This window comes from Massilia sp. GER05, from assembly GCF_052056005.1.
In the GTDB taxonomy this organism is placed as follows: domain Bacteria; phylum Pseudomonadota; class Gammaproteobacteria; order Burkholderiales; family Burkholderiaceae_D; genus Telluria; species Telluria orientalis.
On sequence record NZ_CP178858.1, the window covers coordinates 3,292,433 to 3,309,445 of the forward strand.

Annotated in this window: 15 protein-coding genes and 9 tRNA genes; 14 read left to right on the forward strand and 10 right to left on the reverse strand. The window is 67.0% G+C overall.

What is annotated here, in order from left to right; translation table 11 throughout:
- Positions 1-140 precede the first annotated feature (140 nt).
- Both apbC and ACL58G_RS14810 read left to right on the forward strand, forming a co-directional pair.
- Complete coding sequence (gene apbC, locus ACL58G_RS14805) at positions 141-1,229, forward strand: iron-sulfur cluster carrier protein ApbC (protein ID WP_440967560.1); 1,089 nt, start codon at positions 141-143, stop codon at positions 1,227-1,229.
- A 163-nt stretch (positions 1,230-1,392) separates the two neighbouring features.
- Positions 1,393-2,430: an RNA methyltransferase gene (locus ACL58G_RS14810; protein WP_440967562.1), complete on the forward strand. Its 1,038-nt coding sequence runs from the start codon at positions 1,393-1,395 to the stop codon at positions 2,428-2,430.
- Here ACL58G_RS14810 and ACL58G_RS14815 read toward each other — a convergent pair.
- Together ACL58G_RS14815 and ACL58G_RS14820 are read right to left on the reverse strand one after the other, a co-directional pair.
- On the reverse strand, positions 2,399-3,118 hold the full coding sequence (locus tag ACL58G_RS14815; RefSeq protein ID WP_413384662.1) for a 2'-5' RNA ligase family protein: 720 nt from the start codon (positions 3,116-3,118) through the stop codon (positions 2,399-2,401). The genes ACL58G_RS14810 and ACL58G_RS14815 overlap by 32 nt on opposite strands.
- Before the next feature lie 10 nt (positions 3,119-3,128).
- Positions 3,129-4,295: a diguanylate cyclase gene (locus ACL58G_RS14820; RefSeq protein WP_440967564.1), complete on the reverse strand. Its 1,167-nt coding sequence runs from the start codon at positions 4,293-4,295 to the stop codon at positions 3,129-3,131.
- Between the two features lie 186 nt (positions 4,296-4,481).
- On the opposite strand from ACL58G_RS14820, the gene gltX reads away from it, so the two are divergent.
- From gltX to ACL58G_RS14880, 12 genes are all read left to right on the forward strand, one after another.
- Positions 4,482-5,873 (forward strand): glutamate--tRNA ligase, encoded by a 1,392-nt coding sequence (gene gltX, locus ACL58G_RS14825; protein WP_440967566.1) that lies wholly within the window; start codon positions 4,482-4,484, stop codon positions 5,871-5,873.
- Positions 5,874-5,925: 52 nt separating this feature from the next.
- Positions 5,926-6,001 (forward strand) — tRNA-Ala (locus ACL58G_RS14830).
- 28 nt (positions 6,002-6,029) lie between these two features.
- Positions 6,030-6,105: transfer RNA gene (locus ACL58G_RS14835), tRNA-Glu, on the forward strand.
- Positions 6,106-6,174: 69 nt separating this feature from the next.
- Positions 6,175-6,250, forward strand: a tRNA-Ala gene (locus ACL58G_RS14840).
- Between the two features lie 36 nt (positions 6,251-6,286).
- Positions 6,287-6,362: transfer RNA gene (locus tag ACL58G_RS14845), tRNA-Glu, on the forward strand.
- Between the two features lie 104 nt (positions 6,363-6,466).
- Positions 6,467-6,542: transfer RNA gene (locus ACL58G_RS14850), tRNA-Ala, on the forward strand.
- Positions 6,543-6,566: 24 nt separating this feature from the next.
- A tRNA-Glu gene (locus ACL58G_RS14855) sits at positions 6,567-6,642 on the forward strand.
- 49 nt (positions 6,643-6,691) lie between these two features.
- Positions 6,692-6,767, forward strand: a tRNA-Glu gene (locus tag ACL58G_RS14860).
- Between the two features lie 34 nt (positions 6,768-6,801).
- Positions 6,802-6,877 (forward strand) — tRNA-Glu (locus ACL58G_RS14865).
- Between the two features lie 68 nt (positions 6,878-6,945).
- Positions 6,946-8,094: an elongation factor P maturation arginine rhamnosyltransferase EarP gene (gene earP, locus ACL58G_RS14870; RefSeq protein WP_413384670.1), complete on the forward strand. Its 1,149-nt coding sequence runs from the start codon at positions 6,946-6,948 to the stop codon at positions 8,092-8,094.
- 66 nt (positions 8,095-8,160) lie between these two features.
- Complete coding sequence (locus tag ACL58G_RS14875; protein ID WP_259447543.1) at positions 8,161-8,736, forward strand: elongation factor P; 576 nt, start codon at positions 8,161-8,163, stop codon at positions 8,734-8,736.
- A 124-nt stretch (positions 8,737-8,860) separates the two neighbouring features.
- Entirely contained in the window at positions 8,861-10,441 is a 1,581-nt protein-coding gene (locus ACL58G_RS14880; RefSeq protein WP_440967568.1) for an amidase, read from the forward strand.
- Here the strand turns inward: ACL58G_RS14880 and ACL58G_RS14885 are convergent.
- The 8 genes from ACL58G_RS14885 to ACL58G_RS14920 form a co-directional block, all read right to left on the reverse strand.
- Entirely contained in the window at positions 10,425-11,834 is a 1,410-nt protein-coding gene (locus ACL58G_RS14885) for an MFS transporter (RefSeq protein ID WP_440967569.1), read from the reverse strand. The genes ACL58G_RS14880 and ACL58G_RS14885 overlap by 17 nt on opposite strands.
- A 3-nt stretch (positions 11,835-11,837) precedes the next feature.
- Positions 11,838-12,344, reverse strand: coding sequence for a TssQ family T6SS-associated lipoprotein (locus tag ACL58G_RS14890; RefSeq protein ID WP_440967571.1), 507 nt, complete (start codon positions 12,342-12,344; stop codon positions 11,838-11,840).
- A gap of 20 nt (positions 12,345-12,364) precedes the next feature.
- Positions 12,365-13,591, reverse strand: coding sequence for a hypothetical protein (locus ACL58G_RS14895; RefSeq protein WP_440967573.1), 1,227 nt, complete (start codon positions 13,589-13,591; stop codon positions 12,365-12,367).
- A gap of 112 nt (positions 13,592-13,703) precedes the next feature.
- The gene (gene dbpA / locus ACL58G_RS14900) at positions 13,704-15,113 is read right to left on the reverse strand and encodes an ATP-dependent RNA helicase DbpA (RefSeq protein ID WP_440967575.1); all 1,410 of its coding nucleotides are present in this window, start codon (positions 15,111-15,113) and stop codon (positions 13,704-13,706) included.
- Between the two features lie 49 nt (positions 15,114-15,162).
- Entirely contained in the window at positions 15,163-15,426 is a 264-nt protein-coding gene (locus tag ACL58G_RS14905; RefSeq protein ID WP_413384682.1) for a hypothetical protein, read from the reverse strand.
- A gap of 63 nt (positions 15,427-15,489) precedes the next feature.
- Positions 15,490-15,566, reverse strand: a tRNA-Met gene (locus tag ACL58G_RS14910).
- A 55-nt stretch (positions 15,567-15,621) separates the two neighbouring features.
- Complete coding sequence (locus tag ACL58G_RS14915) at positions 15,622-16,785, reverse strand: methyltransferase (RefSeq protein WP_440967577.1); 1,164 nt, start codon at positions 16,783-16,785, stop codon at positions 15,622-15,624.
- Positions 16,786-16,797: 12 nt separating this feature from the next.
- Positions 16,798-17,010: a hypothetical protein gene (locus ACL58G_RS14920; protein WP_105375634.1), complete on the reverse strand. Its 213-nt coding sequence runs from the start codon at positions 17,008-17,010 to the stop codon at positions 16,798-16,800.
- Between the last annotated feature and the right edge of the window lie 3 nt (positions 17,011-17,013).

The window sequence follows — 17,013 nt, forward strand, 5'->3', positions numbered from 1 at the left end:
GGTCGAGGTTGTCGAGGAAAACAGGCATTTTACCAGCGGATGACCCCAAGCGCGCAGGGGGTACTTCGTGCATTTGCCGGCCTGACAACAGGGGACGCCGCGTTTTGCGCTAAACTTGCGCATCACATCCGGAGAACCCAATGAGCATCACTGTAGATGACGTCAAGGCCGCCCTGGCCGCTGTCGTCGATCCCAACACCCATAAAGATTTCGTCACCTCCAAGGCAGTCAAGAACATTCAGGTCGACGGCGGCAACGTCGCCCTCGACATCGAGCTCGGCTATCCGGCGAAGAGCCAGGTCGCGGGCATCCGCGCGGCCGTCGTCGACGCGCTGCGCAAGCTTCCGGGCGTGGACAACGCCAGCGTCAACGTCACGAGCAAGATCCTGTCGCACGCCGTGCAGCGCGGCCTGAAAGTGATGCCGAACGTGAAGAACATCATCGCCGTCGCGTCCGGCAAGGGCGGCGTCGGCAAGTCGACGACGGCCGTCAACCTCGCGCTGGCGCTGGCCGCCGAGGGGGCGACGGTAGGCCTGCTGGATGCCGACATCTACGGCCCGTCGCAGCCGATGATGCTGGGCGTGAACGGCCGCCCGCAGAGCCTGGACGGCAAGACGATGGAGCCGCTGGAAAACCACGGCGTGCAGGTGTCGTCGATCGGCTTCATGATCGATCCGGACGAGCCGATGGTGTGGCGCGGCCCGATGGTCACGCAAGCCCTGCAGCAGCTGCTGGAACAGACCAACTGGAAGAACCTCGACTACCTCGTCGTCGACATGCCGCCGGGTACGGGCGACATCCAGCTCACGCTGTCGCAGAAGGTCCCCGTGACGGGCGCCGTGATCGTCACGACGCCGCAGGACATCGCCCTGCTGGACGCGCGCAAGGGCCTCAAGATGTTCGAGAAGGTCGGCATCCCGATCGTCGGCGTGGTGGAAAACATGAGCACCCACATCTGCTCGAACTGCGGCCACGTCGAGGCGATCTTCGGCGAAGGCGGCGGCCAGAAGATGTGCGAAGACTTCCACGTGGACTTCCTCGGCAAGCTGCCGCTGCAGCTGTCGATCCGCGAGCAGACGGATTCGGGTACGCCGACCGTCGTGGCGGAGCCGGACGGTGCCGTGGCCGCGATCTATAAAGAGATTGCGCGCAAGGTCGCGGTGAAGGTGGCGGAGCAGTCGAAGGATATGTCGGCGAAGTTTCCGACGATCGTCGTCAAGAACGACTGAGTCGCCACCGATATATACGTCGTTCTCGCGCTATAGACACGTCATCCCCGCGCTATAAACACGTCATCCCCGCGCAGGCGGGGATCCAATTTTGCTTGCGTTTCGACTGCGCGTGCAGAACTTGGGTCCCCGCCTTCGCGGGGACGACGTTTTTGGGCAAACCATGAGAATTGAAGCAATCCGTGCGCATTTGCGTACATTAGGCGCCCAGCCCCTGCACGCGGACCGCGTGCTGCGCGACTGGGTCCGCGTGATGGCCCACGACCGCGGCCGCCGCCGTCCCGACGACTTCCTGCCGAAGCCCGTCCGTGCAGCGCTGCCGCAGCTGGATGCCGAGCTGGACGCGCTCGCCCGCGTCCTCAGTACCCATCCCGCCGACGACGGCTCGGCGCGCCTGCTGGTCGGCCTCGCCGATGGCCAGACGGTGGAGTCCGTGCTGCTGCCGCGCGACGGCGTGTGCGTGTCGAGCCAGGTCGGGTGCGCGGTCGGCTGCCAGTTCTGCATGACGGGTCAAAGTGGCCTGATCCGGCAGGTGACGAGCGGCGAGATCGTCGCCCAGGTCGTGCTGGCGCGCCGGATGCGGCCCGTCAAGAAAGTCGTGTTCATGGGCATGGGCGAGCCCGCGCACAACCTCGACAACGTGGCGGAAGCCATCGAGCTGCTCGGCATCGAAGGCAATATCGCGCACAAGAACCTCGTGTTCTCGACGGTGGGCGATCCGCGCGTGTTCGAGCGCCTGCCGCAGGGCCGCGTGAAACCGGCGCTGGCGCTGTCGCTGCACACGACGAAGACGGACCTGCGCGCACGCCTGCTGCCGCGCGCGCCGCGCTTCACGGCGCGCGAGCTGGTCGAAGAGGGCGAGCGCTACGCGCGCCTGACCGGCTACCCGATCCAGTACCAGTGGACCTTGCTGGACGGCGTCAACGACGGGCCGGACGAACTCGAGGCGCTGGTCGACCTCTTGCGCGGCAAGTATGCCGTGCTGAACATGATCCCCTACAACACGAATCCGGGTTTGCCGTTCCGCCGGCCCGACTGGGACAAGGCGCGGACGATCGCCGCCTGGCTGTTCGAGCGGGGCATCCTGACCAAGCTGCGCGATTCGGCGGGGCAGGACGTCGATGGCGGCTGCGGGCAGTTGCGGGCGCGCGCCGCCGGCGAGCAGGCCGTCACGTTGCGTCGGACGGCGGCCGCAGCGTAAATGTCGCGACCGGTTCGACCGCCGCGCTCGACATATACCAGTCGTTGATCACGAGCTCGAGTCTGCTTACCCGCATGGTCCCGAGCGGCACGTCGCGCAGCGCCGCCAGCACTGCGGCCAGCCGCGCCGGATCGGCGGGCGGGGCGATGAAGCGCAGCGCCGTCGAATGCGCGGTGACGAGCCGGTAGCGCTGGTCCAGTGTCCCGTCGAGCCCGCGTGCGCGCAGCGCGTCGCGCAGGCGCGCACGCAGCCGTTCCAGTGTGCCGTCGCGCGGGAATCCCTTGAACAGCACGGCACCGCGCGAGATCGTGATGCCTTCGAAGCCGATGTCGAACGCGCGCAGATCATTCGTTGCCGCGCGTGCGGCCGCGGCGTAATCCGCACGCCGGGCCAGGTGCGGTGCGTAATCTTCCGTGACCGTGAACAGCGACAGCACCGTCATGTGCAGGTCGGAAAGGGGTTGCCGGTACTGGCGCGGGTCGGCGGCGAGCAAGGCGTCCTGCACGGCTTCGAAGCGGGTCGCCAGCGCTGCGTCGGGACGCGCGATCAGCGTGAGGCCGCGGCGCGGATCGAGGCCGCCGGCCAGGTGCGGGTCGCACTCGACCTCGCCGCGGGAGATGTCCGGCCAGGCGCGGTCCCACATGGCGTCGTAGTGGGCGCGCAGATCGGGTAAGGAAGAATCGCTCATCCGGGCGATTCTATGCCACGCGTGCCATACCCGTCTCGACCTGGCGTGCGCGCACCTGGTTGCGGCCGCCCCGCTTGGCGACGTACATCAGGTCGTCCGCGACGGCGATCAGCGATTGCGGCGTGATGGCCTGGTTCGCCGCGAAGTCGGCGCCGACGACGCCGAAGCTGGCGGTCGTGGCCAGCGCGGTGTCGCCGTACGGAATGCGTTCGGCGGCGAACGCGGCGCGGACACGTTCGGCCAGTTCGACGGCGCCGTCCAGCCGGGTCTCCGGCAGGATGATCAGGAATTCCTCGCCGCCGTAGCGCACGACCGTGTCGATGGATTCGCGCGTCATCGCCTGCAACAGGTTCGCGAAGCACCGCAGCAGTTCGTCGCCCGCGTGGTGGCCGTATGTGTCGTTGATGGCCTTGAAGCCGTCCAGGTCGCACATGATCAGCGACAGGCTCAAGCGGTAGCGCCGCGCGCGCGCGATCTCGCCGTCGAGCAGGGCCGCGTTCAGGTGGCGCCGGTTGTAGCAGCCGGTCAGCGGGTCGCGCACGGACAAATTCGTCAGCACCTGGCGCGTGCGATATTGCTCGCGCCACAGGCGGGCGTGGCGGTTCGCGGCGACGGCGCCGAAGGCGTTGGCGAACAGGACCAGCATCGTCATCGACACGAGGTGGCGCGTCGTTTCGAGGTGCTGGATCCACGCCAGCGCGACGAACACGAGGCTGGAACCCAGCGCGATGGCGACGGACGTGCGCAGGCGGTTCGGGATGAAGATCAGGATCACGACGGCCATCAGGCCGACGGACGTGCCGTGCAGCAGCGTGTCGGCCGGGCGGCGCCACGCGACGAACATATAGGTGAACATCCCCAGCAATGTAAACACGCTCGCCACCCGGTACGCGGCCTTGACGGGCGCGGCGGCGCGGCGCGCATGGCGCAGGCCGGCCCAGGCGAGGACCGGCACGAGGGCGCGGGCGAGCAGGGACGGGGCGGCACCCGGCAGGCCCAGCGCCAATACGTCGGCCACGCTGAACAGCAGGTAGAACAGCGAGCACACGATCAGCGCGCGGCGCAGGTCGCGCAGGATCGTCGGCGCCTGCTCGTGCAGGAAGCCGAGTTCCGTCGTCGCGCAGACGAATTCGCCGCGCAGGCGCGCAATGGCAGCGGTGCTCGGGTCGCTCGTCATGGGTAGAGTGATATATGCATGAGGTGGGAAAGCCGGACGAGACTGTAGCCAAAACTTTAATTTCTGTAAAGTAATTTTCGGTCATCGTGAGTAACCATGTTGCAGGATCGCTCGCTTCGCCATTGCCGGGCCTCGCGGTAAAATAGCCGCTTCACTAATATTCATGCGTTCCCTTCGCATCCGACCATGACCGTCCGTACCCGTTTCGCTCCCAGCCCGACCGGCTATCTCCACCTCGGCGGCGCGCGCACCGCGCTGTATTCGTGGGCTTTTGCCCGCCATTTCGGCGGCACCTTCGTCCTGCGCATCGAAGACACCGACCTGGAGCGTTCGACGCCGGAAGCCGTGCAGGCCATCCTGCAGGGGATGGAATGGCTGGGCCTCGCGCACGACGAGGGGCCGTTCTACCAGATGCAGCGCATGGACCGTTACCGTGAAGTGGTGAAGGGCATGCTGGAAGCCGGCACGGCCTACCTGTGCTACTGCTCGCCGGAAGAAGTGGAAGCGATGCGCGAGCGCATGCGCGCCGCCGGCGACAAGCCGCGCTACGACGGTACGTGGCGCCCGGAGCCGGGCAAGGTGCTGCCGCCGGTACCGGAAGGCGTCAAGCCCGTGGTGCGCTTCAAGAATCCGCTGGACGGCGAAGTCACGTGGCACGACGTCGTCAAGGGCCCGATCACCATCGCCAACAAGGAACTGGACGACCTCGTGATCGCCCGTCCGGACGGCACGCCCACCTATAACTTCTGCGTCGCCGTCGACGACTGGGACATGAAGATCACGCACGTGCTGCGCGGAGACGACCACGTCAACAACACGCCCCGCCAGATCAATATCCTGCGCGCGCTGGGCGCCGAGCTGCCGCAGTACGGCCACCTGCCGATGATCCTCGGCCCGGACGGCCAGAAGCTGTCGAAGCGCCACGGCGCCGTCAGCGTGATGGAATATCCGGAGCAGGGCTATCTGCCGGAAGCGATGCTGAACTACCTGGCACGCCTGGGCTGGAGCCACGGCGACGACGAGATCTTCTCGATGCAGCAGTTCACCGAGTGGTTCAACCTCGACCACCTGACGGCGTCGGCCGCGCAGTTCAATCCGGAAAAGCTGGGCTGGCTGAACAACCACTATATCAAGCAGGCCGACAATGAGCGCCTGGCCGGCCTCGCGCGTCCGAAGATGGAGCGCGAAGGCGCGGTGTTCGACGGCGCGCCGCCGCTGGCCGCCGTGCTGGGCCTGATGAAGGAGCGCACCAACACGATCAACGAATTGGCCGATGCCGCGATGCTGTTCTACCGCGAGCCGAAGCCGGACGCGGCGCTGCTGACCCAGCACCTGACGGATGCCGTGCGCCCCGCGCTGGCCCAGTTCGCCGAGCGCCTGCGCGACGTGGAATGGACCAAGCCGGCATTGTCCGCGATGATGAAGGAAGTGCTGGCCGCGCACGGCCTCAAGATGCCGCAACTGGCCATGCCGCTGCGCCTGCTCGTCACCGGCCAGTTGCAGACGCCGGCCATCGACGCGGTGCTGGAATTGTTCGGCCGCGACACCGTGCTCAAGCGAGTTGGCAAGGGGCTGTGACTATTTGCGTAATGCAAGTGCGTCCGCTATAATGCTCGCACTTCAGCGCTGCGGGGGTATAGCTCAGCTGGGAGAGCGCTTGCATGGCATGCAAGAGGTCAGCGGTTCGATCCCGCTTACCTCCACCAACTCTGAAGTGCAGTAGTCGTAGTCCAGGTCCCCATCGTCTAGAGGCCTAGGACATCACCCTTTCACGGTGAGTACCGGGGTTCGAATCCCCGTGGGGACGCCAGATTCGGCAGCGACGTTGAAAAACGACGTAAGCAGTAAATGTAGTGTGTTATAGTGCTGTTTTCCCGTAGGGGGTATAGCTCAGCTGGGAGAGCGCTTGCATGGCATGCAAGAGGTCAGCGGTTCGATCCCGCTTACCTCCACCAAGCAGGGAAAAACAGGGTAACACAGTGCAGTCCAGGGTCCCCATCGTCTAGAGGCCTAGGACATCACCCTTTCACGGTGAGTACCGGGGTTCGAATCCCCGTGGGGACGCCAAGATTTTTATCTACTGGGGTCAGAGCCCGAATTTCTCGGGTGGGCTCTGACCCCGGCAGAACAGAAGGTTGTGCAAGGAAGCCGCCTTGAGCGGCTTTTGTTTTGGGGGTATAGCTCAGCTGGGAGAGCGCTTGCATGGCATGCAAGAGGTCAGCGGTTCGATCCCGCTTACCTCCACCAAGAATACGTAGTAGCGAAGTTCAGGTCCCCATCGTCTAGAGGCCTAGGACATCACCCTTTCACGGTGAGTACCGGGGTTCGAATCCCCGTGGGGACGCCAGTTTTGATGTAAGATGCCTGCGATCAGGCATAGCGGTAAAAGTTCCAGGGTCCCCATCGTCTAGAGGCCTAGGACATCACCCTTTCACGGTGAGTACCGGGGTTCGAATCCCCGTGGGGACGCCAAGAATACGGCAAGCAGTAGTAAAAACAGTTTTAGGTCCCCATCGTCTAGAGGCCTAGGACATCACCCTTTCACGGTGAGTACCGGGGTTCGAATCCCCGTGGGGACGCCAGTCAAAGACCGGAGCAGACCACCCGCACATGCGGAAAGGTGCTCCGGTTTTTCTTTGGGTCCGCGACCATGCACAACGATCAACGCTCCACGACTCTCGCCATCTTCTGCAAGGTGGTCGACAACTTCGGCGACATCGGCATCTGCTGGCGCCTCGCGCGGCAGTTCCACCGCGAGCATGGCATCGCGGTGACCCTGTGGGTCGACGACCTCGCCAGTTTCCGCCGCATCTGGCCGGGCGTGTCCGTCGCTGCCGACGAGCAGGTGGTCGACGGCGTGCGGGTCCTGCACTGGCGCGACCAGGACGGCGCCTGGGCGCCGGCCGACGTGGCCGACATCGTCATCGAATTCTTCGGCGTCGACATCCCGCCGGGCTATATCGCCGCGATGGCGCAGTGCGAGCCGCGGCCGGTGTGGATCAATTACGAAGGCCTCAGCGCGGAGGAGTGGGTCGAGGGTTGCCACGCGCTGCCGTCGATGCATCCGCGCCTGAAGCTGACGAAGCATTTCTTCTTCCCGGGTTTCACGGACAAGACGGGCGGGCTGCTGCGCGAACGCGATCTGCTCGAGGCGCGCGACCGCTTCCAGGCCGACGCGGCGGCGCGGGCCGGTTTCCTCGCGCGGCTGGGCGTGACGACGGACGAGGCAAGCGCGCTGACAGTCAGCCTGTTCTGCTATCCGCACGCGCCGGTCGCGGAGATGTTCGCCGCATGGCGCGATGGCGACCGGCCCGTGACCTGCCTCGTGCCGCAAGGCGTCGCGCGCGAGCAGGTGGCGGCGTTCGCCGGCGCCGGCGCCGTGGCGACGCACGGCAATCTCACGGTCCGCACGGTCCCGTTCCTGGCGCAGGACGATTACGACCGCCTGCTGTGGTCGTGCGACGTGAACTTCGTGCGCGGCGAGGATTCCTGGGTGCGCGCGCAATGGGCGGGTCGACCATTCATCTGGCACATCTATCCGCAAGATGAAAACTTGCATCATGTTAAACTCCGCGCGTTCCTGCAACAGTACGCGGCGAACCTGGGCAGCCTGATCGATTTTTCCCTGCGCTGGAATGGCGTGGAAGGTAATGCTCCGGCGGATTGGCGCGCGCTGTGGACATCGCTGCAAGCCAGTTTGCCGACGATTCGTGAACGCAATGCCGAATGGCAGGCGCAGATGTTGGCGCATGGCGACCTGGTGAGCAATCTGCTGGATTTCGCCCGGTCGCTGCGGTAGGCGGCGGACGAGGAACATGGTATCATGCTTGATTACTGCAACTCATTTTTAGGTTAAAACCCTCCTATGAAACCCGCAAAAGAAATCCGTGTCGGCAACATCATCATGGTTGATGCCAAGCCTTTCATCGTGCTGCGCTCCGACGTCAATGGCTCGAGCCGCACGGGCTTCACGTACAAGTGGAAGATGAAGAATCTTCTCACCAACGCACCGCTGGAAAACGTGTTCCGCGGCGACGACAAGTTCGACGTCGTCGTCCTGGACAAGAAGCCGGTGACCTACTCGTACTTCGCCGACCCGCTGTACGTCTTCATGGATGAAGAGTACAACCAGTACGAAATCGAAGAAGAAAACCTGGGCGACGCCATCAACTACCTGAAAGACGGTATGGAATGCGAAGCCGTGTTCTATGACGGCAAGGCCATCTCGGTCGAACTGCCGATCACCATCGCGCGCCAGATCATCTACACGGAACCGGCCGTCAAGGGCAATACCTCGGGCAACGTCCTGAAGGAAGCCAAGATCGAGAACGCCATCGAGTCGAAGCAGTTCACCATCCAGGTGCCGCTGTTCGTCAACCAGGACGACGTCATCGAGATCGACACCCGTACCGCCGAGTACAAGAAAGTCGTCCGCAACTAAGCCGACGCGCTCTTACGAAAAACGCTGTCCATCGGGCAGCGTTTTTTTTGGGCGGTACCTCCGACACGCGCTCATGTCAAATAAGCAAGATCCTGTTATGCTGGAGCATTCACGAGGAGAATGCATGGACCGCAGGGATTTCGTTCGACTGGGCCTGGCGGCGAGCGCCGCTGCCGGCGTGACTGCGCCGGCAGCGGGCACGGAACTCGATGCCGTGCTGGACGCCGGCGTACGCGAGCAGCAGGCGCTCATGGAAACGGGCAGGCTGACGTCGAAGACGCTCGTGCAGCGCTACCTCGCGCGCATCGCCGCCATCGACAAGGCCGGGCCGCGCCTGAACGCCGTCATCGAACTGAATCCCGACGCCGCCAGGATCGCCGCTGACCTCGACCGCGAGCGCAAGGCTGGCAAGGTGCGTGGGCCGTTGCACGGCATCCCCGTCCTGTTGAAGGACAATATCGCGACGGGCGACAGGATGAGCACGAGCGCCGGCTCGCTCGCGCTGGACGGCGTGCGCGCCACGCGCGATGCGTTCGTCGCGGCGCGCCTGCGCGCGGCCGGCGCCGTCATCCTCGGCAAGACGAACCTGTCCGAGTGGGCGAACATGCGCTCGACGCATTCCGTCAGCGGCTGGAGCGGACGCGGCGGCCAGACGCGCAACCCGTACGCGCTCGACCGCAACACGAGCGGTTCCAGTTCCGGCTCGGGCGCCGCGATGGCGGCCGCGCTCGCCACGCTCGCCATCGGCACGGAGACGGACGGGTCGATCGTGTCGCCGGCGTCGATTTGCGGCATCGTCGGCATCAAGCCCACATTGGGCCTGGTCAGCCGCAGCGGCATCATCCCGATCGCGCATTCACAGGACACGGCCGGCCCCATGACACGCACCGTGGCCGACGCCGCGCTGCTGCTCGCGGCCATCGCCGGCGCCGATCCGGACGATGCCGCCACGGGCACCATGCCGGGTAAGCCGGCCGATTACGCGGCGGCCCTGCGGACCGACGGCCTGCGTGGCCGCCGCGTCGGCGTCGCGCGCAATTTTTTCAATAACCCGGCCGTGAACGCCGTGATCGAAGCCGAGCTGGCCGTCCTGGGCGCGCAGGGCGCGACGCTCGTCGACGTGCAGGTGCCCAACGTCGACAAGTACGGCGACTCGGAACTGGAAGTGCTGCTGTCCGAATTCCGTCCCGAACTGGAGGCGTACCTGGCCGGCTACGCACCGCACGCGTCCGTGAAAACGATGGCCGACGTGATCGCGTTCAACGACAGGCACGCCGCGCAGGAACTCCGCCACTTCGGCCAGGAACACCTGATCGCGGCGGCGGCCCGGCCGGGCCTCGACGCCAGGGCTTACCGCGACGCGCTCGCCAACAACCATCGCTACAGCCGCGAAGAGGGCATCGACCGGATCCTGCGCGAGGAAAAGCTGGATGCGCTGGTCGCGCCGACGGGCGGCACGGGCTGGCTGATCGACTACATCAACGGCGACCACGATGGCCCCGGCTTTTCGTCGCCCGCGGCCGTGGCCGGTTATCCGCACGTGACGGTCCCGGCCGGCTTCGTGCACGGGCTGCCCGTCGGGCTGTCGTTCGTCGGCGGCGCGTGGAGCGAAGCGGCGTTGATCGCGATGGCCTATGCGTACGAGCAGGCGAGCCAGCGGCGCCGCGCGCCGACGTATCCGGCGTCCGTCAACCCGCGCGCCTGACCCAGGCGAACGCGCAGATCGACGCCGCCAGCGCGCAGGCGGCGCACACGACCATCGCCACGTGGAACGGCGCCAGCAGTGCGCGGCCTTGCGCCGTCAGGACGACGCCCAGCAGCGCCGTCGCGATGAGCCCGCCGCCGCGCGCGACGGCGCTGTTGAAGCCGGACGCGACACCCGTGTGATGGGCGTCCACGGACGACAGCACGGCCGTCGTCAGCGGCGCCGCCACGCACGCCATGCCGACGGCGATGACGAGGATGGCGGGCAGCACGGTCGTGGCATAGCCGCCGTCGCCGATGCGCGCGCCCAGCAGGAATCCGCCCGCGACGATGAGCGCGCCGATCGATAACGGTAGCCGCGCCCCGTGGCTGCCGGCGACCTTGCCCATCAATGGAGAGCCGATCGCGAGGACGATGGGAAACGGCAGCAGCGCCGCGCCCGCCTGCTTCGCCGAATACTGCAGCGCCTGGATCAGCACGAACGGCACGAGCAGCATCAGCGCGCCGAGGGCGCCGTAGAGCAGGAACGTCATCAGGTTCAGGCCGGAAAAGGTGCTCGATCCGAACAGTGTCAATGGCAGCATCGCCTTGTCGCCCGCCCGCCGCTCCGCCCACAGGAACCCCAGCAGCACGAGCACGCCGGCCGCCATCGCGCCGCCGGACGCGGCCGTCACGCCCTTGTCGGCCGATGCCGCCGCCAGGCCCCACGTCAAGCAGCCCAGGCCCAGGCTGGCCAGCAGCGCGCCGGCCGGATCGAGCGCAACGGGCTTCTCGCCGCGCGGCACGCGCACGTAGCGCCAGCCGAGGAACATGGCCACGGCCGCGATCGGCAGGTTAATGTAAAACGCCGCGCGCCAGCCGACCGTATCGATGAGCCAGCCACCGAGCAGCGGTCCGATCGCACCGGCCGCCGCGCCGGCCGCGGCCCAGATCCCGATGGCCTTGCCGCGCGCCTTGCCGTCGAACGTGGCGCCGAGGATCGCCAGGCTGTTGGGCAGAAGGAAGGCTGCGCCCATGCCTTGCAGCACGCGCCCGCCGACGAGCAGCCACAGCCGTGGCGCCCACGCGCACAGCAGCGAGGCCAGCGCGAACGTCGCGATGCCGGCGAGCAGGATGCGGCGCCGGCCGTAGCGGTCGCCGGCCGCGCCGCCCAGCAACAGTAACGAGCTCAAGGGGAGGAGATAGCCGCTCACGACCCACGACAGGTCCGCGCCCGCGCCGCCCAGGTCGCGGCCGATGGCGGACAGGCCCACGTTGACGACGGAGCCGTCGATGAAGGCGAGGCTGCTGGCCAGGATCGACGTGGCCAGCACCAGGTGCGGGTGGTCGGTGTGGCCGCTCGTCGGCGTACTGTCGGCCAGCGGGCGATCGCAATGGGCCGGCAGCGCGCTCACGTTCTAGCGCGGCGTCGCGGCCTGCTTGGCCTTCGTGAAGACGGGCCCCCACAGCGGATGGCCGTGCTCGCCGGGTGCCAGGTCGAACGACGGGTCGAGGCGCAGCGCGCGGTCGAACGCCTGGCGGCACGGGCCGGGACGCGACGTCACGCAATAGCTGAACGCCATGTATTTCAAGGCCGTGAGGCGCGTGGCGAGCGGGCCGTTGTTCACGTCGCGCGCGGACAGGCGCCGGATCGCGCCGTTGTAGTCGCCGTCGTTGTACAGCCGGATGCCTTCCTGCAGGCCTGCGCTGGGCGTGGACACGTCGTCGCGGTCGCGCGGTTTTTCCTTCGGCCGCGCCGGGGCTTCGCGCACCGCCGGGGTGTCCCGTTCCACGGTCGATGTCGCCTTTGGATGGCTGGGGCTGCGTGCCGGTTTCTTGTCGAAGCCGGGCAGGTCGGCGCAGCCGCCGAGCAGGGCGGCTGTCGCGGCCAGCAGGATGGCGTGGGCGAAGCGGTGGGTCTTCATCGGTCTCCGGTCGTGGGTCATCAGGGTTCCGCCGTGAAGTCGACGGTGATCTGGCCGTCGCTGCTCGCCGTGTCGACCTCGAGCACGCGGTCGTGGAAGTTCGGGTTCGTCACGCGGATCGTGTGGCGGCCGGGCGCCAGCACGAGGCGCTTGACGGGCGGACTCACGCCGCGGTCGACGTCGTCGACGTAGACGACGCCCCACGGCTGGATCTGCAGCTTGTAGACGTTGCCGTTCGGTGTGACGACGACACCGGGCAGCCGGGTGTCCGGCGCGGACTGGGCCTGGCCGGCGGCGATGGGCGCGGCCGGGCTGGCGGGCGTTTGCGGTACGGCCGCCGGCCTCGCTGCCGGCGAATCCGGTGCGACATAGCCCTCGCCACTGTCCAGTGCGCCCGCGGCTGCGGCGCCGGTCGCGACGGACGGTTTATCGGCCTGCTGGGGCAACGTGAGCACGACGTGGTCGAACGAGCCCGAATCGCGCATTTCCGCGAACATGGCGAGTGCCAGCGCGATGAGGACGGCGCCGCCGCCGGCCGCGACGGCCCAGCGTTGCCAGCGGTTCAGGTTCAGGGTTCGGCGGGGGCGCTCGGCGGCCTGCATGAACGCGGGCGGCACGGCTGCGGGACCGAGGTCGGGCGCGGGCACCGGCGCGGGCGCGGGCGTGGGCACAGGCGTGGGTACAGGCGTGGGTACAGGCGCGGGCGCGGGCGCAGGCGTGGGCACAGGCGCGTCGGGCGGCATCGGTGGCGTCATGTGCGACGCCACCGCGGCCCCGACGGGCGGACCGAGCGGGACGATGCCGAGCAGGTCGCGTAGCTGTTCGATGCTCTGGGGACGGCGCGCCCGGTCGGGATCCATGCAGCAGTCGATGGCATTCACGAGCGAATCGCTGTAGCCCTCGGCCCGACCGGCCAGCGGGCCCGTGGGGGCGAGCTCGCGCGTGATGGCGTAATGGATGATGCGTGCCAGGGCGTTCAGGTCATCGGCCTCCTGCGCTTCCGGCGGGCCGAAGTCGGTGGGAATCAGCAGCGGCTCGCCATTCTCGTGGAACACGATCGTGTCGGGCGTGATGGCGCGATGCGGCATGTGCATCGCGTACTGCAGTTCGAGCGACTGCAGGATCTGGCGTAGGATCTTGCGGCACCAGACTTCGTTGACCTGTTCGGGACTGTACTCGACGATGTCCCTGACGGTGCGGCCTTCGAGGTGCTGCTGCTCCGGTCCGATGGTAGTTAGGCTGGTCATTTTGCTAAGGCATGGGCTTGGCAAAATCATGCCAGATTTGTAGCACCGGTGCCCGAGTACAACTCAACCGTGCGCGCCTGTTACAACTGTTACAAGCGCGGCCTGTCGACTATCAGTCGTCGATGAAACGCATCTTGAAGTTACGGCCCTTGATGGTGCCGAATTCCGGTCCAAGCGGATTGTCGCTGTTCAGCCGGTCGAACGCCTGCTGTGCGACCCGGCGGTCGAGCGCGACGTAGCTGACGAATTCGAAGATGGCGATCTTGCCGACCTGTTCCTTCGTGAGGCCCGCGTCGCCGGTGAGGGCGCCAAGCAGGTCGCCCGGACGCAGCTTCTCTTTCTTGCCCCCGGATACGCACAGCGTGATCATCGGTGCCGGATCCACCGCGCCGTCGTCGTCGGCAAGTTCGTCGAGCGCATGCCACTCGGCCGTGAAGCCTTGCGCGTCCTCGACCAGCTTGACCCAGCGCTTTTCGTTCGGCGCGCACAGCGACAGCGCGACGCCGTTCGCACCCGCGCGCCCCGTGCGGCCGACGCGGTGCACGTGCACTTCCGGATCCTTGGACACGTCGACGTTGATGACGGCTTCCAGCCCCGCGATGTCGATGCCGCGCGCGGCCACGTCGGTGGCGACGAGCACCGCGCAGCTGCGGTTGGCGAAGCGCACGAGCGTCTCGTCGCGCTCGCGCTGTTCCAGCTCGCCGTACAGCGCGAGCGCGGAAAAGCCTTGTTCGCGCAGGGCGTCCGCGACTTCGCGGCAGCGCGCCTTCGTGTTGCAGAATGCGATCGCGGACGCGGGGCGGTAATGGCGCAGCAGCCGCGCGACGGCATCCACGCGGCCGTCGAAGCCGATCTCGTAGAAACGCTGTTCGATGCGGGCCGGCGCGTGCGCCGTGTCGACGGCGACCTCGAGCGGATCGCGGAGGAAGCGCGCGGTGGCGGCCCGGATGTCGTCAGGATACGTCGCGGAGAACAGCAGGGTCTGGCGATGCGCGGGGCATTCGCGCACGATGGCCGCGATCTCGTCGTAGAACCCCATGTCCGTCATGCGGTCGGCCTCGTCCAGCACGAGGGTGCGCAGGCGCGCAAGGTCGAGCGTGCGGCGCTGCAGGTGGTCGCGGATGCGGCCCGGCGTGCCGACGACGATGTGCGCGCCGAACTGGAGTGACGCGATCTGCGGACGCATCGAGATGCCGCCGGTCAGCACGACGACCTTGACGTTGCCGATGCCCCGCGCCAGGCGGCGGAGCTCGTTCGCCACCTGGTCGGCCAGCTCGCGCGTGGGGCACATGACGAGGCCTTGCACGGCGAACAGGGTCGGGTTCAGCTTCAGCAGCATGCCAATGCCGAACGCGGCCGTCTTGCCGCTGCCCGTCTTGGCCTGCGCGATGAGGTCGCGGCCTGCGAGTGCGAGCGGCAAGGTGGCCGCCTGCACGGGCGTCATGTCCTTGTAGCCGAGCTGGTCGAGATTGGCGAGGAAGGGGGCTGCGAGCTGCAGGGAAGAAAAGGCGGTGTCGGACATGGTGGCGGCGTTTCGTTGGCGCGACGAACCGGCGTTCATGTCGCGTGCTTCAGGGTGCCGGCTTCCAGACAGGCAAGCCGGTAAGGTCCAGATCGGGATCGTGTTTCCAGACCGGCAGGCCGGTCGCATCCGTTTCTGCCAGGTTCATCAGCATCAGCTGTTCCTGTTTCTGTGCCGTGCGGCGCGCCCGGGGACGCTTGGCGGGCGCCGGAACTGCGGACGGAGACGAAGAAAGAGCCGCGGCGTCATCGTCATGTGGCGCCGGCTCGAAGCCGGGCAGGTCGAAGGTCGCGTTGTCTTTCTTGTCTCTCATGCGCTGCGCTGGCCCAGAAAACAAAAGCCCGGCTACGAGAGTCGGGCTTGTTGTTACGGAATTTGGTTGCGGGGACAGGATTTGAACCTGTGACCTTCGGGTTATGAGCCCGACGAGCTGCCAGACTGCTCCACCCCGCGTCTGAGAACGCTATTTTAACCCGATCGGCGCCGGAGCGCAAATCGGGTTGTCGATTCATGAGCTGGCCACCCGCAGGCGCCACAGCGACGTCACCTCGGCCATGCGTGCCGCGGCCAGCGGATCGTCGGGATCGCTGGCCTTCGGGTGCGTGGGACGGATGTCGTGGCGGCCGGCGACGTCCAGCCCCGCCTCGGCGATCCAGCCGAGCAATTGATCGCGCGACCGCAGGCCCAGGTGCTCGGCCAGGTCGGACAGGATGAGCCAGCCTTCGCCGCCGTCGCGCAGGTGCTCTTTCAATCCCGCGAGGAAACCTTTCAGCATGCGGCTGTCGGGATCGTAGACGGCGTATTCGATGGCGGAGCTCGGCTTACCAGGCAGCCAGGGCGGATTGCAGACGACGAGGTCGGCGCGGCCCTCGGGATACAGGTCGGCGCGCACGATCTCGACCTGGCCGGCGAGACCCAGGCGTTCGACGTTGGCACGGGCACAGCCGAGCGCGCGCTCGTCCACGTCGGTGGCGAGCACGCCCTGCATGCCGCGATGCGCGAGCACGGCCGACAGCACGCCCGTACCGGCACCGATGTCGAACGCGAGGTTCGCGCCGGCAGGCAACGGTGCCTGCGCGACGAGCTCGACATATTCGCCCCGCACGGGCGAGAACACGCCGTACCACGGGTGGATGCGCTCGTCGAGGGCGGGAATGAACACGCCCTTGCGGCGCCACTCGTGCGCGCCGATCACGCCCAGCAGTTCGCGCAGCGAAGCAACGTACGGTTCCGTCGCCCCACCGTAGGCTTCCGTGCATGCTTCGCGGACGTCGGGCGCGCGGCGCAGCGGGATGCCGTGGTCCGCGTCGAACGGCATCAGCAGCATGGCCAGCGTGCGTGCGCGCTGCAGTTGCGCGAGGCGGTGGCGGTGGAATTGTTCGGTGAGCGTCGCCGGTGCCTTGCCGGCCTTGGCGCGTTTGGCGCGCGAACCTTTATGGTCGACGCGGCGCACGAGTGCCTGCAGCAGCTGGCGTGCGTTCTGGAAGTCGCCGCGCCATAGCAGCGCCGTGCCGTCCAGCGCATGGCGCCAGGCCGCATCGGCGCTCATCGTGTCGTCCGCGAGCACGACCTTCCGCGGCGCCGGCCACCCGCTTTCCGAGCGCCAGCGCGCCGAGCGTTCCTCGCCGTGTTCGATCCAGTGGATGCGCGCCGCGCCGTCGGGAGTCGTCATCGCCGCGTCCGATCAGTGGTGGTGGTGCCAGTGGAGTTCGTTCGACTCGACGAAGGATTTCACGGCGTCCGGATTGCCGGTCGCGTGGCGCTTGATTTCGCCGCATTCGCAAATGCCCTGGTAGGGCTGGATATGCGAGCAGGCAGATACTTTCTGCAGGGTGACCTTGACCGGCTTGGCGCATTTGGCGCACTTGAAGGTCAGGAAACGGGCGGGTTTGGTCATGAT

Bases quoted from the DNA above. Each gene is read 5' to 3' on its own strand.
- ACL58G_RS14890 (WP_440967571.1), bottom strand. From the start codon at position 12,344: ATGAAGACCCACCGCTTCGCCCACGCCATCCTGCTGGCCGCGACAGCC.
- dbpA (WP_440967575.1), bottom strand. From the start codon at position 15,113: ATGTCCGACACCGCCTTTTCTTCCCTGCAGCTCGCAGCCCCCTTCCTC.
- ACL58G_RS14920 (WP_105375634.1), bottom strand. From the start codon at position 17,010: ATGACCAAACCCGCCCGTTTCCTGACCTTCAAGTGCGCCAAATGCGCC.
- ACL58G_RS14895 (WP_440967573.1), bottom strand. From the start codon at position 13,591: ATGACCAGCCTAACTACCATCGGACCGGAGCAGCAGCACCTCGAAGGC.
- ACL58G_RS14820 (WP_440967564.1), bottom strand. From the start codon at position 4,295: ATGACGAGCGACCCGAGCACCGCTGCCATTGCGCGCCTGCGCGGCGAA.
- ACL58G_RS14915 (WP_440967577.1), bottom strand. From the start codon at position 16,785: ATGACGACTCCCGACGGCGCGGCGCGCATCCACTGGATCGAACACGGC.
- gltX (WP_440967566.1), top strand. From the start codon at position 4,482: ATGACCGTCCGTACCCGTTTCGCTCCCAGCCCGACCGGCTATCTCCAC.
- apbC (WP_440967560.1), top strand. From the start codon at position 141: ATGAGCATCACTGTAGATGACGTCAAGGCCGCCCTGGCCGCTGTCGTC.
- ACL58G_RS14880 (WP_440967568.1), top strand. From the start codon at position 8,861: ATGGACCGCAGGGATTTCGTTCGACTGGGCCTGGCGGCGAGCGCCGCT.
- ACL58G_RS14905 (WP_413384682.1), bottom strand. From the start codon at position 15,426: ATGAGAGACAAGAAAGACAACGCGACCTTCGACCTGCCCGGCTTCGAG.
- ACL58G_RS14875 (WP_259447543.1), top strand. From the start codon at position 8,161: ATGAAACCCGCAAAAGAAATCCGTGTCGGCAACATCATCATGGTTGAT.
- earP (WP_413384670.1), top strand. From the start codon at position 6,946: ATGCACAACGATCAACGCTCCACGACTCTCGCCATCTTCTGCAAGGTG.
- ACL58G_RS14810 (WP_440967562.1), top strand. From the start codon at position 1,393: ATGAGAATTGAAGCAATCCGTGCGCATTTGCGTACATTAGGCGCCCAG.
- ACL58G_RS14815 (WP_413384662.1), bottom strand. From the start codon at position 3,118: ATGAGCGATTCTTCCTTACCCGATCTGCGCGCCCACTACGACGCCATG.